Annotated in this window: 12 protein-coding genes and 1 tRNA gene; 6 read left to right on the forward strand and 7 right to left on the reverse strand. The window is 65.4% G+C overall.

Going from position 1 to position 15,266, the window contains the following annotated elements:
* Positions 1 to 12 precede the first annotated feature (12 nt).
* The 5 genes from C8N35_RS13810 (at position 13) to C8N35_RS13830 (ending at position 8,130) form a co-directional block, all read left to right on the forward strand.
* Complete coding sequence (locus C8N35_RS13810) at positions 13 to 1,560, forward strand: undecaprenyl-phosphate glucose phosphotransferase (protein ID WP_107990275.1); 1,548 nt, start codon at positions 13 to 15, stop codon at positions 1,558 to 1,560.
* Positions 1,557 to 2,897 (forward strand): O-antigen ligase family protein, encoded by a 1,341-nt coding sequence (locus C8N35_RS13815; RefSeq protein WP_107990276.1) that lies wholly within the window; start codon positions 1,557 to 1,559, stop codon positions 2,895 to 2,897. The genes C8N35_RS13810 and C8N35_RS13815 overlap by 4 nt, the downstream gene beginning before the upstream one ends.
* Positions 2,898 to 2,941: 44 nt before the next feature.
* Positions 2,942 to 3,018 (forward strand) — tRNA-Pro (locus C8N35_RS13820).
* Between the two features lie 141 nt (positions 3,019 to 3,159).
* On the forward strand, positions 3,160 to 4,422 hold the full coding sequence (locus tag C8N35_RS13825; RefSeq protein ID WP_107990277.1) for an Hsp70 family protein: 1,263 nt from the start codon (positions 3,160 to 3,162) through the stop codon (positions 4,420 to 4,422).
* A 246-nt stretch (positions 4,423 to 4,668) separates the two neighbouring features.
* Positions 4,669 to 8,130: a hypothetical protein gene (locus tag C8N35_RS13830; protein WP_146177407.1), complete on the forward strand. Its 3,462-nt coding sequence runs from the start codon at positions 4,669 to 4,671 to the stop codon at positions 8,128 to 8,130.
* 88 nt (positions 8,131 to 8,218) lie between these two features.
* Here the strand turns inward: C8N35_RS13830 and C8N35_RS13835 are convergent, their stop codons facing one another.
* The 7 genes from C8N35_RS13835 to C8N35_RS13865 all read right to left on the reverse strand — a co-directional run bounded on the left by C8N35_RS13835 (position 8,219) and on the right by C8N35_RS13865 (position 14,539).
* A complete protein-coding gene (locus C8N35_RS13835) occupies positions 8,219 to 9,211 on the reverse strand; it encodes an MBL fold metallo-hydrolase (RefSeq protein WP_107990279.1) in 993 nt (330 codons plus the stop codon).
* A gap of 252 nt (positions 9,212 to 9,463) precedes the next feature.
* On the reverse strand, positions 9,464 to 10,192 hold the full coding sequence (locus tag C8N35_RS13840; protein ID WP_107990280.1) for a MerR family transcriptional regulator: 729 nt from the start codon (positions 10,190 to 10,192) through the stop codon (positions 9,464 to 9,466).
* 297 nt (positions 10,193 to 10,489) lie between these two features.
* Positions 10,490 to 10,795, reverse strand: coding sequence for an integration host factor subunit alpha (locus C8N35_RS13845; protein ID WP_107990281.1), 306 nt, complete (start codon positions 10,793 to 10,795; stop codon positions 10,490 to 10,492).
* A 206-nt stretch (positions 10,796 to 11,001) separates the two neighbouring features.
* A complete protein-coding gene (locus C8N35_RS13850) occupies positions 11,002 to 11,982 on the reverse strand; it encodes a beta-ketoacyl-ACP synthase III (RefSeq protein ID WP_107990282.1) in 981 nt (326 codons plus the stop codon).
* Positions 11,979 to 13,061: a phosphate acyltransferase PlsX gene (gene plsX / locus C8N35_RS13855; RefSeq protein ID WP_107990283.1), complete on the reverse strand. Its 1,083-nt coding sequence runs from the start codon at positions 13,059 to 13,061 to the stop codon at positions 11,979 to 11,981. The genes C8N35_RS13850 and plsX overlap by 4 nt, the downstream gene beginning before the upstream one ends.
* A gap of 289 nt (positions 13,062 to 13,350) precedes the next feature.
* Positions 13,351 to 13,953, reverse strand: a complete 603-nt coding sequence (locus C8N35_RS13860; protein WP_107990284.1) for a DUF177 domain-containing protein — start codon at positions 13,951 to 13,953, stop codon at positions 13,351 to 13,353.
* Positions 13,954 to 13,966: 13 nt separating this feature from the next.
* A complete protein-coding gene (locus C8N35_RS13865) occupies positions 13,967 to 14,539 on the reverse strand; it encodes a ubiquinol-cytochrome C chaperone family protein (RefSeq protein ID WP_107990285.1) in 573 nt (190 codons plus the stop codon).
* A 149-nt stretch (positions 14,540 to 14,688) separates the two neighbouring features.
* Between C8N35_RS13865 and C8N35_RS13870 the strand changes: the two genes are divergently transcribed.
* Positions 14,689 to 15,174: an outer membrane protein assembly factor BamE gene (locus tag C8N35_RS13870; RefSeq protein WP_107990286.1), complete on the forward strand. Its 486-nt coding sequence runs from the start codon at positions 14,689 to 14,691 to the stop codon at positions 15,172 to 15,174.
* Positions 15,175 to 15,266 lie beyond the last annotated feature (92 nt).

Raw genomic sequence — 15,266 nt, forward strand, 5'->3', positions numbered from 1 at the left:
GGGACAGCAGGAATGAACGTCGCGAATGATTTTCAGGACCGGTTTCGCCAGGCGATCCAGTCACATGCCGGCGAACTTCAGGAGGAAGACGGCGAACCCGCGAAGGTCGAGCTGAGCCCTCGCGCGCGCGAAGTTGCGAGCCTTTTGTCGGGCCGGCAGATCTCAATCTCCGTTCTGTGTTCGATCGTGCGCATCGTGGAGGCGTTCGCGCTCGTCGCCATCGGGCTCGGCTGTTTCTTCGGTTATGTCTATCCCGGGCATTCAGTCAACATCTACTACGCCGCACCGCTCATCATCGGTTCTCTGCTGGCTGTGATGCTGATCCAGGCGGCCGACGGCTATCAGATTTCCGCCTTCCGCTCCTACATCGCCCAGCTTGCCCGCATCTTCGCGGCCTGGACGATGGTCTTCGCCGGCTTCGCCCTGGTGCTGTTCTTCGCCAAGCTCGGCGACGTCTATTCCCGCGTCTGGTTCGCCGCCTGGTATGCCGGGGGCCTGATGTTCTTCGTCGCCTCGCGTGCGGTCCTCGCCACCCTCGTGCGGCGCTGGGCCGACGCAGGCCGGCTGGAACGCCGCGCCATCATAGTCGGCGGCGGCCAGCCTGCGGCGGAACTGATCCAGGATCTCGAAGCCCAGTCCAACAACGACATCCGTATCTGCGGCATCTTCGATGACCGTTCCGACGACCGCTCGCCCCCCGTCGTCGCTGGTTACCCCAAGCTCGGCACCATCGCCGAGCTTGTCGAATTCGCACGGCTGACGAGCATCGACCTGCTCATCGTGTCAATCCCGCTTCGCGCCGAGGAACGCCTGCTGCAGCTCCTGAAGAAGCTCTGGATCCTGCCGCTCGACATCCGTCTCTCGGCCCATTCCGACAAGATGCGCTTCCGCCCGCGCTCCTACAGCTATATCGGCCGCGTGCCCCTGCTGGACATGTTCTCCAAGCCGATCACCGACTGGGACGCCATCTGCAAGCGCGCCTTCGACCTCCTCTTCGCAAGCATCGCGATCGTGCTGCTGTCGCCCGTCATGGCGGCCACGGCGCTTGCGGTGAAGATGACCAGCCGCGGCCCGGTGCTGTTCAAGCAGAAGCGCTACGGCTTCAACAACGAGGTGATCGAGGTCCTCAAGTTCCGCTCCATGTACGTGGATCAGGAGGACCTGATGGCCCGCAAGGCGGTCACCCGCGACGACCCGCGCGTGACCCGCGTCGGCCGCTTCATCCGCAAGACCTCGATCGACGAACTGCCGCAGCTTTTCAACGTCATGCGTGGAGATCTCTCCCTCGTCGGCCCGCGCCCGCATGCGCTGGGCGCCAATACCAACGACAAGTTGTGGGATCAGGTCATCGACGGCTACTTTGCCCGCCACAAGGTCAAGCCCGGCGTTACCGGCTGGGCGCAGATCAACGGCTGGCGCGGGGAATGCGACACCCCCGACAAGATCCGCCGCCGTATCGAGAGCGATCTCTACTACATCGAGAACTGGTCGCTGGGGCTCGACCTCTACATCCTGTTCCTCACGCCCTTCCGCCTGTTCAACACGGAGAACGCCTTTTGAGCGACATCGCCGGCCGTATCGGCCCGCGCGATCGGCGCGCGACCACGCGGCGCCATGAGACGAAACACCCGTTGAACGGCGTGCTGCCGCTGTCCCTGATCGGGGCGGCGGCGTTGTGGCTTTGCGCATTCTCCGGCTTCTTCGTGATCGACGAGCCGGCCCCTTACGATCTGCTCGTCGTCGGCATCGCCGGCATCGCCTTTCTGTGCGGCCTGCCGCTGCCACGCGCCATCGCGCCGCTGGTGATCCTGCTGCTGGTCTACATTGCCGGCGGCATCCTCGCCTCCACCCAGGTGCCGGGCTTCGCCACCGCACCCATGTACATGGCGACGACGGGCTACCTGGTCATCTCCGCGATCTTCTACGCCGCCGTCACCGCGCGCAGCGAGCGGATGCTCAACGCCATCGTCCACGGTTACGTGGGGGGCGCGGTGCTGGCGGCGCTTGCCGGCATCGTGGGCTATTTCAACCTCGTGCCGGGATCCGAGGTTTTCACCCTCTACGGCCGCGCCAAGGGCACCTTTCAGGACCCCAACGTCTTCGGTCCCTTCCTGATCTTTCCCGCCACCTGGCTCACCTGCACGATCCTGATGCGCCCGCTGCGGCAGGGTCTCTTCGCAAGCCTGCTCCTCTTCGTGCTGATGGCGGGCCTGTTCCTGGCCTTTTCGCGCGCCACCTGGGGCATGACCGCCTTCACCGTGACCGGCGTCGGGCTGCTGCTCTTCATCAACGAGCGCAACCCGCTCTTTCGCATGCGCATCGTGGCGCTCGCCCTCACCGGCGCGGTGCTGGTGGCGCTGGGCATCATCGCGGCGCTCAACACCGCATCGGTGGCCACGCTTTTCGCCGAACGCGCGGAGCTGGTGCAGTCCTACGACGCCTCCCATCTCGGCCGCTTCGCCCGCCACATCCTGGGCTTCCTTCTGGCCGGCGAGAAGCCGCTGGGCATCGGTCCGCTGCAGTTCTACAAGACCTTCACCGAAGACCCGCACAACATGTACCTGAAGTCCTTCATGGCCTATGGCTGGATCGGCGGCATCGCCTGGCCGGTTCTGATGGCCCTGACGCTCGCGCGGCTCTTTCCGCTGATCTTCCAGCCGCGCACGACGCGCACCATCGCCATCGCGGTGTTCCTGACGCTTGTCGGCCACGCGCTCAACGCGCTCGTCATCGACATGGACCACTGGCGCCACAACTTCCTGCTCCTCGGCCTCGCCTGGGGACTGATCGCGCAGGAAAGCGCCCACCGCGCGCATACCCGCATCCGCGGCCTCAAGGAGCGTGGCGAAACCGCTCCGCATTCAACCGGCAGTGACTTTCGCACAGACAATGCGTGATCGGTCTTGCGCACGCGGGGCGAAGCGGTTAGGAGAGATCGCGTCGGAGCGTAGCGCAGCCTGGTAGCGCACTTGACTGGGGGTCAAGGGGTCGTGGGTTCGAATCCCGCCGCTCCGACCATTTTTTCAAAAGACACATCCACCCTTGCCCCGCGGTCCGCCTGCGGCCGGCCGTGATGTTTCGTCTTTGAAACCCGCTCCGTTTGCCGGTTCGTTCCGGCCGCGACCTGACAGCACTCTCCAGATCTGACCGGATACGCGCATGGCCATCTGCGGCATTGACTTCGGCACGTCCAACTCTTCCGTCGGCATCCTGCGCCAGGGCCAGGTCTTTGTCGTGCCGCTCGACAATGGCTCCACCTCCTCGCCAAGCGCCATGTTCTTCCGCCCCGACGGAGCAACCCTGTTCGGCACCGCCGCCGTGGACGCCTACACCCAGGGCGAGGCGGGCCGCTTCATGCGCGCGCTCAAGAGCATGCTCGGCCACAAGGCGCTGGCGACGTCCACGCTCATCAACCGCAAGCGCGTGCGCTTTTCCGATATCATCGGCCACTACCTGCGCTACCTGAAGCAGGCCGCCGAAGAGGCCGCCGGCGAGGCCGTCACCTCCGTCGTGCTCGGCCGCCCGGTCTTCTATGTCGACAATGACGCGGAAGCGGACCGTCTGGCCGAGGACACCATGGCGACCATCGCCCGCCAGGCCGGCTTCACGGATGTCACCTTCGCCTATGAGCCCGTCGCCGCCGCCCACGCGCATGCCGATAGCGGTGACAGCGACGTGAAAGACGCCGATCTCATCCTGGTGGTGGACCTGGGCGGCGGCACGGCCGACTTCTCGCTGCTGCGCAAGGGCGCCGGGGGCGACATGCGTCAACCGGAGATCCTCGGCAGCGACGGCGTGCACATTGGCGGCACCGATCTCGACTACCGCGTCAACGTCGATTTCTTCATGCCGCTGATGGGGTACGGCGGATCGATGAACGACACGTTCCGCACCAAGGTGCTACCGATCCCGCAATGGTATTTTCAGGATCTCGCCACCTGGCAGCGCATCCCCTTCATGTACGAGCCGAAGATCCGCACCGAATTGCGCGAGATTCGCACGCTCGCGCAGGAGCCGGACAAGATCGACCGGATAATCGAGATCCTCGACGAGCGCCTCGGCCACCGGCTTGCCGGCGACGCGGAAGCCGCCAAGATCGCGCTGTCGCACGCGCAGTCCACGCGCACCGTGTTCGATTACGTGGAAGACGGCCTCGCCGTCGACGTCGCCCGTGCCGATTACGAGGCGACCATCGACCCGCAGATCACCCGCATCGTCGCCGCCTCGCAGCGCCTGCTCGCCACCATCGGCGAGAAGGCCGAGCGCGTCGACGCGATCCTGATGACGGGCGGCACCTCGCAGGTGCCCCAGATCCAGCGCCAGTTCGCGAAGGCCTATCCGAACGCCGATCTGCTCATGGAAGACCTGTTCGCCACCGTCTGCACCGGCCTGACCCGCCTGGCGGCAACCCGCTTCGCCTGAACACTCCGTTTCGCCTGAACGCCCCGCTTCGCCTGAACGCCCCCGGCCCTTCGCATCCGCCCCGCGAAACCCGCCACGCGGGAGGGTTCACGGGGCCGGATGGATACGGGCCAGTCGACGCGCGGGGCGGCCGCCATGCCCCGCTTCAGCCCGAGTGGCGACCATCGCTCGATAGTAAGTATTTATTTAAAATTAAACTTCTTCTCTCTTCGCATTATGCTTTCCTTCTTTTGGGGGAGCTTCGGGATGCATATTTCAACCATCTTCCTGTCTTCATTGGGATTATTTGTAACGGTCCGTTTTTTCTTCCGCCCGATGACCGGCGGATCCAAGGCTGTGGCGCTTCACCGGAGACCCGCCCGCGCCGCCCTCACGGCCGCAACCGAAACGCTGGCGAACCTGCTTTTCTGGTTCACCCTCTCCGCCGGGCTGACATGGTTGGCGCTCACGGTGCTGGAGAGCTGGAAGCCGACCGACCTCGTCCACACCGAAGCCGCGCTGCAGGCGGTGCGCACATGGTCTGACCGACTGGAACGGGTGACGGGCCATCTGGGGCTGTTCGCCGCCGCCGCGGCAGCGCTCGGATTGTTGTGGTGGAGCTTCAGACGTACGAAGCGGCGGACCCGGGAGGAGGTCGAGGCTCGGCTCGACGCCGCGATGACCGCATTGCAGCAACGCGCCGGGCAGGAGGAATTGCCGACCCTGCCGCCCGATGAGCGCATGCAACTCGTTGCCAACGAGATCGATACGACGCGAAAGCGGCTCGACGCGCTCATGGAGGAGAAGGCGGAGCAGGACAAGATCATCGAAGCGGGCCTCCACCTTGGCAAGCTGGAACAGTTGCACACACAACTGGATCTGTTGCGCCGGGCCGAACGGCAGGTGGAAGAGGATTTGAAGGCGGAACAGGCAGAAGAGCCTGCCCCAACCGGGCGCCTGCGCACATTCTTCGTCTCGAAAGGCTTTCACGACACGCTTGGTCATGCCGGAAAGGTGCTCGCAATCTGCTGCCTGATGGCCGTCATTCCCGCTTCGCTTGTTCTGACCGGTCCTGTCGCGCTCGGCGTTCTCGCCCAGAAACGTATTGCGCTTCAGGCAGATGCGCGAGACTTCGAATTCGCGATCGCACAGGGGGAAATCAACCAGGCCTGGGAAGACGCGATGAGCGGCCCCGGCGCGACAACGGACAATGACGCGTCGTCGCTTGACGAGGAAGACGAACAGACGGCCTCCGATCTGGCGCAGGCCTTCGAAACCCAGTTCCTTCCCGATACGATGGTCAGGAGCGCGGCGCGGGCCGGCGCGAGAAGCGCCGCGATCCGTTCCTACGCCAGAGAGCGGGTCCGGCGCACGGTGCTGTCCCACGCAACAACGCGCACGCCGGCGATCTCCGTGGCGCACCTGCCGGACGTTCCGGTGGGCGCGCTCGATCAGCAAACCGATGCACTCCTCGAACGCGCCGCGACGGCGAAGCCGGGGCCACAGACGCCGCTCGGCCGCAAGGTCCGCGCGGAAGCTCTGGATCTGGCACGGCACAACCCCGGTTTGTGGAACTCCGTGAAGGCGCGGTTTCGCACCTACCGCGCCTCCTTCGGCGCGGTCGCCCCGCCGCAGCGCCTGCAGGCGATCATCGTCAATCAGGCGATCGGCGATGTTCTTGGCAGCGCGGGCACGCCACACGGCTTCTGGAGCGAACAGGCCCGGCGTTTCGGAGCAAACATGTCGGCCGATGCCGCGAGCGCCTATTCCGAGGCCAGCGCGCGGGGTTTCCTGACGGACTTTGCCAGAACCGGCGACCTGCCCGGCGCGAGCGAACGCACGGCCGCACGCACGATCAAGGCCATTCCGGCAGCAAGTGCCGCCGGTTTGCGCCGATTGTCCGACATTGTCCCCGACGGGAGCGACATAACCAACCGCATCAACGCCCGCCGCGCGACCTTGAGCGCGCACACGTTGCCGGTCTCCAATGCCGCCGCCGTGAGAACGACCGAGCGGGCGGCGCGATTGATGGGAAAGAACTTCGACGCATCGAGCACTCTCGTTGAGTTCTCCGATTATTTTCCCGGCTACGAGGGGCAGGAGCTCGAAACCCGGCGCGCGCGAACCTCGCGTTCGCTGAACCTCGCCGGAGCCCCGCCGGCACGTGCGACGGCCAAGCGCGCGGTGCTGCGCCAATCGCGCGCCGCCGTGCGTCGGGCCACATCCTTCGTGCGCCTTCGCGGTTTCTCGCGAATTGGCGGCGTCCTGATCGGGCGCGAGGCGGAAGAAGGCCCGCAGCTGCGCGTGGATCGCTTCGACTGGACCATCGGGAAGCGGGCATTCCGCTTCGAATTGGCCGTCGCCGGCAAGCCCGCCATGAGCTTCGGCCCGTTCGACCCCGCAATCGTGCATCTGGCGCTGCTCTACGCCGCCGACCAGAGACCCACGGCGGTGACGATGGTGACCGCACCGCCCCTGCCGGAATTGCGCATTCTGCATCATCCCGCCCTGGTGGATACGGGACTGGGCTGCCGGGCGCGGCGGCTGGATCAGTTTGCCGACGAGGTCACAGGGCGTGTGAGCGCCCTTCAGGAGCTACGGGAGATTGAAACCCTGCATGCGGAAGGAGAAATCGCCCTCCACAATCTGGTCCGCAACATCCAGATCGTCGCGATTTCGCAAACCCCCGACGGAAAGAAGGCGATCGCCGGCTACGGGGCGCAATCATTCGTCGATGCGGCAAGCAACGCCAGTCCGGACGAACGCGAGCTTCTGGCGGCCGAAATTCGGCTTTCAGACAGGGCGACACCGCTGACCATCGCGTCCAGGCCGGCCTATTTCGAGGCGCATACGAGCGCTCTGGTCGACCGCTGCCGCAAGAGCGGCGATCTGGCCTCGTTCAGCGCCTGCGCGATAAAGGCGGCCACGGACGATGCCTCCGCCACATTGAAGCGCGGGGCGCAGTGGCTCGCCCCGCCCGTGGAGTTCCAGACCTGGAGCGGCGTACGCGAGAAAGCCTATCGGGTTGAGGAACAACTGGATTTCCTGACGGGACGCGGCGAGGATTCACTCGGTCCGCTCCGTTTCATGGTGCAGGTGGCCATTTCAAGCCCCGCCTATTTCGCGGACCCTGGCAAAGGCTGGTACGACCCCGAAAATCTCGCGCCCCAGGAATATACCGACCCACACCCGTGGGAGTTTGCGCAAACCGCCCGCGTGCTGCAGCAGGCGCTCGTCACGCTGATCTCAGAGTCCGCCGAGCACAAGGAGGTCTATGCCGACATGGTCGCTTTCACCCGGTTGCAGAGGTTCTTTCGCAACGCTCTGGATGGAGCGCTGTCGGAGAGCTTCCCTCTGGAGGAGCTTGCCAAAATCGCCGAGGCGACGCGTGCCTCCGTCAACACCAACGCACCGACACTGAGGTGGAACCCGAACCCCGGGCAGATCGAGCGTTCGCTGACCAAGCTGCTCGATGACGCGCCGGACAAGGGCGGGGCGGCCACGGCGTGCAGGCGTCTGGCGAACCGTCCGGATGCAGCCGGCATTCCTCCCGAACAATGGCACACGGCTTGCGGCACGACGACGTTGAGCGAAGAGCTGCCCAACAAGGACGCGGTCACCCGGGTCTCCTATCTCAATGAGCTGAGGGATCTGCGCTTCGAACTCGGCCTTTCGCGCGATGAGGAGCTGATGCAGCGCTATTACGCGTCCGGCTGCCCGAGGCCGTGACATCCTAGGCCCTAGCGTCCGAGGGGCTGACCGCCGCGGCCGGCCGGACCGGCGATGACATCGGGGACTGCCAGTTCGCGGCCCCCGTTCAGCAGCCGGCCACGCATGAGCCGCCGGCGTCGAATTCCATCGTCTTGCCGGAAAGCGGCACATGTGCGGGCACCTTCACTGCCATCAGGAAGGCCTCGGTCTTCGTGCCCTTGACGACCTCGCCGTTCTGCGTCGCCGCTTCATTGGCGTGCGAGGGGATGACGGCGGCCGGATGCACCAGTTCGTTGACCACCCAGGCGGCTTCCTTCGGCCCGGTCGTATAGGTGTCGCCGATATTGATGACAACGAGCTTGGCGTCATAGAAGCCGCGCACCACGCTCTCCTGCTCCGCCGTCATGCCCGTGTCGCCGGAAAGATAGGCCACAAGCCCGTTGGAAAAACGCAGGATGTAGCCCGTGGGCGGGCCCGCATAGCCGGAAATGCCGGCCGCCTTCATCGCCTCGCCAAGCTCCCCGCCGATGAGATCGGGCGAAACCCCGTTGGAATGAACCGCCGGAACGGTCGCGATCGTCACGCCGCCGACCTTCACCGAGCCGCCGAAGCGCGCCAGCACCGAGTTTTCCGGGTTCCCACCCAATGCCCTCAGCTTGGCGGCGAAAAATGCCGGCATCTCCGAACCTGTGACGATCTTGGCGCCCTTGGCCACCGCGATCTCCGCGACATTGGTATTGGGGCGGGTATCGACGGAAAGATCGGGTTCGGCGCAGGTGCCCGCGTCCACCGCCTGGGTGCGGCGCGGGCCAACGTGGTCGCCGTGCAGATGGCTGACCAGCAATGCGTCGATATCGCCCAGACGCGGATCGTCGGGTCCGGCGACCGTCATCCCGGCATCGTAGAGAAGCCGCGTCCCGTCGGGATCCTCGAATACGAACGCCCGGTCGAGGCGGCAGAACTCTCCCGTCTGACCGCCAAGCGGCGTAACCTTGACGGTCTTGATCTCCGCCGCGCTCTGGGCCTGGGCGAAGCCGGCACCGAAAAGGCAGAGCGCGGCGCCGGCGGACACGCACGAGGCGAGGATGATGCGTTTCATGAAGACCCCCAATGGTTCCAGCAACGACCGGAATCAGATCATGCGGTGAATGGTTGCTCAGTACTGTGCAGAGAAAAAGGCATACCGCAACAACGCCCCGGCCTGCGAAACGCCCAGCGCTGCCGCTGGCGAGCCCGCGCGCGCGATCGCACGGAACGCGTGCGGCAGGAACTGGCGGTCATGATCTGCCCGCGGCCGCAGCCGATCCCCAGTCAGGGGACATGCCGGGGCGGCCCGCCGACGAGCGATGTTTCACCGCGCCTGATCCAGGATCCGTTTGCATTCCAGAAGTTCGAACAGCGTCGCCTGCAGGCGGCGAATGTCGTCCTTGGCAAGCGACCCGTCGCCATCGCCGCGCGGCTCGCCGCGCAAACGCTCGATCAGGCGAAAGGGGGAACGCTGCGGCTCCGGCCCGACCTCATCCGCCAGCACGTCGCGCGGCAGCGGTTCGTCGGCGGGCGCAAGGCCGGCACCGCGCAGCACCGCCGGCATTTCCGTTGCCATACTGGGCGTTGCGGCATTGGGACCGGAGGACGCCGCGGGCGGGCGAACGGCGGTCTGGGTGGCGCGCGGTCGCGGTTGCGGCTGCGGCGGCGCCACCGGCGCCTCGGCCCGGCTTTCCTGCCCGTTGTCTCTGGATGGCGCGCGCGGCGCGACCGCTTCGTCTTCCCGGTCCTCGGGCAGCGGACCGCCCGGCGCGCCACTCTCGATGCCGCGCCCGACATCCATCACCCAGTGCACGCCATTCTCCTTCAGGAGACGCTGCACGCCCTTGATGGTGTAGCCTTCGCCATAGAGAAGCTTGCGGATGCCGGCGAGAAGATCGACGTCGTCGGGCCGGTAATAGCGCCGGCCGCCACCGCGCTTCAGCGGCTTGATCTGGGTGAAGCGGGTTTCCCAGAAGCGCAGCACGTGCTGGGGCAGGTCGAGTTCCGCCGCGACTTCACTGATCGTTCGAAACGCGTCCGGACTCTTATCCACTGGCTTCAATCACGTCTGCTGTCGGGAGATGTCCTCAGGGAGCGACCCGCAAACGGCCCCGTGCGAGAACGAGTCCCCGTTGAACTTGTTGTGCCGGGAACCCTGGCTTTCCACGCTTCGCGCCCGCGAGCGCAACGCCCTTGCCCGGCAGCCCTTTTTCGAAACCGTCGCAAGGCTCCCTCCGGCTGGCGCGTGCCGCGCCCCGGAACGTCGGATACCTTCAAGACGAGCCCCATGCGGAAAGGTCATGACAACCATCTCTGCGCGAGGCTTTCCCTGACGGGGTCGGCTACGAGATCACTCGCCGACGAGCGACTCGTTGATCTTCTGCTTCAGCACGTTCGACGGCCGGAAGACCATCACGCGCCGCGGCGAAATCGGCACTTCTTCACCGGTCTTCGGGTTGCGGCCGATACGCTCGCCCTTGGAACGCACGAGAAACGATCCGAACGAGGACAGCTTCACGGCTTCGCCGGAAACGAGACAGTCGGAAATCTCCGACAGGACCTGCTCAACAAGATCGGCGGATTCGGTTCGCGACAGACCGACTTTCTGATAGACGGCCTCGCAAAGATCCGCGCGTGTAACGGTTTTGCCGCTCATGGCCCCTCCTTCGGGCGAAACGTCCACAAGACTGAATTCTCTAGGAAACTGTTACGAGGCGACACGGTATGCGTTCCGCGTGTGAGGGTCAACTGCCCACACGCTGGCGAGCGGGCGAACCGTTACCGCATCCCTCCTCGCGTGTCGAATGCACAACACCGCGCTATCCGTGGCATGACGCCTGTTTCCGCGAGCGGCTGGACGGTTTACCAGCGCACCAGCACCGACCCCCAGGTGAAGCCGCCGCCCATCGCCTCCAGCATGATGAGATCGCCGGCCTTGACGCGCCCGTCCCGGATCGCCGCATCGAGCGCCAGCGGGATCGAGGCGGCCGAGGTATTGCCGTGCCGGTCGACGGTGACCACACACTTTTCCGGCGCGATGCCGAGCTTCTTCGCGCTGGCGTCGATGATCCGCCGGTTGGCCTGGTGCGGCACGAACCAGTCGAGGTCATCCGCCGTCGTCCCCGTCGCCGCGAAGGCGTCGTGGATCACGTCGGTCACCATGCCCACAGCATGCTTGAAGACCTCGCGGCCCTCCATGCGCAGATGGCCGGTGGTCTGGGTAGAGGACGGACCGCCGTCGACGTAGAGCTTTTCCTTGTGGCGACCGTCGGAGCGCAGATGGCAGGTCAGCACGCCACGGTCGCTCTTCACGTCGCCCGGCATCTCCTGGGCTTCCAGCACCACCGCGCCGGCGCCATCGCCGAACAGCACGCAGGTGCCACGGTCGTTCCAGTCGAGAATGCGCGAGAACGTCTCCGCCCCGATCACCAGCGCCCGTTTGGCGAGCCCGGTGCGCAGATAGGCATCCGCCGTCGTCATCGCGAAGACGAAGCCCGAACACACCGCCTGCAGGTCGAAGGCGACGCCGGTGGTGATGCCGAGGCCCGCCTGCACGGTAACAGCGGTGGCGGGAAAGGTGTTGTCTGGGGTCGATGTCGCCAGCACGATCAGGTCGATCGTCTCGGCCGCGACATTCGCATGGGCGAGCGCGGCCCTGGCCGCGGCGATCGCCAGATCGGACGTCACCTCGCCTTCGGCTGCGACATGACGCTCCTTGATGCCGGTGCGCTGGACGATCCAGTCGTCCGAGGTATCGACGATCTTCGCCAGATCGTCATTGGTCAGCACTTTCTCGGGAAGATAGCTGCCGCATCCCAGTACGACGGATCGCGTCAAGCTCACTGATCACCTGCCTTTTGGCTTTCCGCCTTTTCATTGTCGATCCGGTCCTGGAAACCGCCGCGCTGATAGGACACCATGTCCTGCGAGATCTTTTCCAGAAGTTCGTTGCGCACCATGTCGTAGGCGAGCTCGACCGCGCTGGCGAAGCCCTCCGCGTCGGTGCCGCCATGGCTCTTGATGACGATGCCGTTGAGGCCCAGGAACACGCCGCCATTGACCTTGGACGGGTCCATCTTCTCGCGCAGCATGTCGAACGCGCTCTTGGCCAGGATATAGCCGAGCCTCGTGCGCCAGGTGCGGCGCATGGCCGAGCGCAGATACTGCCCGATCTGCTTGGCCGTGCCTTCCGCCGCCTTCAGCGCGATGTTGCCGGAAAAGCCCTCGGTGACGACGACATCGACCGTGCCCTTGCCCAGATCGTCGCCCTCGACGAAGCCGGCATAGGTGAGCGAGGCCAGATCCGCCTCGCGCAGCAGCCGCGCGGCGGTGCGCACCTCTTCCAGGCCCTTGACCTCTTCCACGCCGATATTCAGCAGCCCCACGCTCGGCTTCTTGATACCGAACAGCGCACGCGCCATGGCGCCGCCGAGGATCGCGTAGTCGATGAGCTGCTGGGCATCGGCGCCGATGGTCGCGCCCATGTCGAGCACGATGGATTCGCCCTTCAGCGTCGGCCAGATGCCGGCGATCGCCGGGCGCTCGATATTGGCCATCGTGCGCAGGCAGAATCGCGACATCGCCATCAGCGCACCGGTATTGCCGGCGGAAACGGCGACGTCCGCCTCCCCCGTCTTCACCGCCTCGATGGCGCGCCACATGGACGAATGATAGCGCCCGTTCCTGAGCGCCTGGCTCGGCTTCTCGTCCATCTTCACCGAAATGGTGCAATGGTGGACGCTGGAAGCCGCCTTCAGGCGCGGATAATTTTCCAAAAGGCGGTTGATCGTCTCTTCGTCGCCATAGAGCGCGAAGCGGATATCCGGCCGACGCTCCAGCGCGAGCTCGGCGCCGGGCAACACCACTTCCGGCCCGTGATCGCCGCCCATCGCGTCAAGGGAAATGCGAACTTGATTTGCCATTAAACGTACTTGCCGGATCCCGAATGAGGAAAATGAACCGAGCCTGGCGCACCGGTCGCGATGCTTGGCGGAGGTCGTCGGAACATAGCGATTTCACCGCTAGTGACAACAGCTTTGTCGGAAGGAGGAACGGCACGAAGCACCGAAGGACGGCGCGCCCGCACCGCGCGAGTCACGCCGCCGGTCGCACCTTGCAATGTTCCATGTCGCGCCGCCGCACTCAAGCTTTCCCTCGCGCGGCCGCCGCGCAACGAAATCGCGCGCAACCGCCAATCGCCCGGACCCTACGTCACTCGCCGCCCTTGTCCTTCGCCTCCAGCATGTCCTTCAATCCGGCGAACGGTTTTTGCCGCTCCTCCTCCACGTCGCGCTCGGGTGTCTCCGCCGCGCCTTCGAAGGACACGCCGGGCGCACGCGGATAGGGGTCGAGCCCAAGCGCGAAATATTCCGCCGCCAGCGCGCCCAGATCGAGCGCGTTGCCCTCGAAGAAATCGGGCGGATCCTCGGCATCCGGATCGATGACGATCTCGCCCTCCTCGTCCGGCGCCACACGCCACTTCTCCGCCTCGCGCGCCGGCACGAACCGGACGTCGACCTCCTCGTCCACCCTCTGGGCCACCGGCTCCAGGCTGACGACGCAGGCCTGCACCACGTCCGCGCTCACCCGGCCCTTCACCGAAAAGCCGGTCTTGCGCCACGGCTTCACCGTAAAATGCGCTTCCATGCGCGGCACGGAGACCAGATCGCACACCTCGCGCAAGCGCTCGCGCTCGCTCTCCTCGGCCGTGCGATCGTATTCAAGCCCCTCGGGCGCCACGGCATCGACCGGCTGGCGCCAATTCAGCACCTCCGGCTGAAACTCGTCCCGGTCCAAGCGATCGCGATCCGCCATCGTCTGTCTTCCTTCATTCCGCTTTCTGTTCTCGCGGCACGAACGGCGCGGGATCCACCCACGCAATCCGGCCCGCGACGATTTGCGAAGCCTGCTGCGCGGCCAGATGTCCGACCGCCGCGCGCACGTAGCGCGCCAGAGCTTCCGCTTCACCCTTCGCGTTCCCGTCACCGCCATAGACGTTGCGCCCCAACGCCGCAACGAGCGCGTCGTCCCCGGCCCCGGCCGTATCGGCGCCGAGCGCGCTCATATAGGCATCGGCGGCGCCATAGAAAAGTTCCGCCATCCGCGTCACCTTGCGCGGCACGGATGTGTCGCTCGCCCCCAGTTCGCGCAAGGCGTGGTCCATGTCGCGAAAAAAGGTGTCGAACACGTCCTGCGCGCGCGCCTTCGCCGCCTCGCCCTCGCCCTTCAGCCGGGCGAACATCAGTGTCGCGTGCAGCGCGATCATGTCGAAGCGCCCGTCGATCGTGTCGGGCACGCAAAGCCTTGCGAAAAAGTGCGGCTGCCGCGCCTGCGCCACGATCGCGGCATAGAGATCGCGGGTCGCCTCGTCCTCACGGCGGCGGAAAAGGGAAAAGACCATGGCAAATCGCTTCCTGTCGTGGATCGGCTCCGGGGTCCGGTCCGCAGGGCCTGCGCCTTTGCGACCTTGCCAAGTGGCCTAACGCAGGTTAGGGACTTTGCCAAGTTCTGTTGAAAGCGAAGCGGGTCTTTGAGAAGGGTATCTGCAGCATGCGCCTGAACGTCGCCGGAAATGGCTCCAAAACCGCCCGCAGTGGCATCGCCCCGGCATTGAGAAACATCGCGCTCGTTGCGGCCGTGTCGCTGGCGCTTGGTGGCTGCTTCACCAAGACGCTCAATCGCGGCAACGTGATCACGCCGGATGCCATGCAGCAGGTACAGGTCGGCGCCAGCCGCGAAGAGGTGCAGCTTGTTCTCGGCACCCCGTCGACAACCTCCGTCGTCGACGGCGAGACCTACTACTACATTTCCCAAAAGGAAAAGCAGACCGCCTTCCTCGCGCCCGACGTGGTCGAGCAGCGCGTCGTCGCGGTCTACTTCGACAAGGACGGCCGCGTCGCCAACATCGCCGATTACGGTCTGAAGGACGGCAAGGTCTTCGACTTCATCTCCCGCACGACCCGCACCGGCGGCTCCGATTACGGGCTGATCAGCCAGATCGTCCGCGGCGCCACCAAGCCGAGCCTGGGGCTCTAGGTTGTGTGGACTCTAATGGGATTCACATTTGGATCGATGCGTGATTCAAGACTGTCTTTTGGAGGCAGTCATGGGTGTTTTGGATCGTTTGG

This window comes from Breoghania corrubedonensis, assembly GCF_003053845.1.
GTDB lineage: Bacteria > Pseudomonadota > Alphaproteobacteria > Rhizobiales > Stappiaceae > Breoghania > Breoghania corrubedonensis.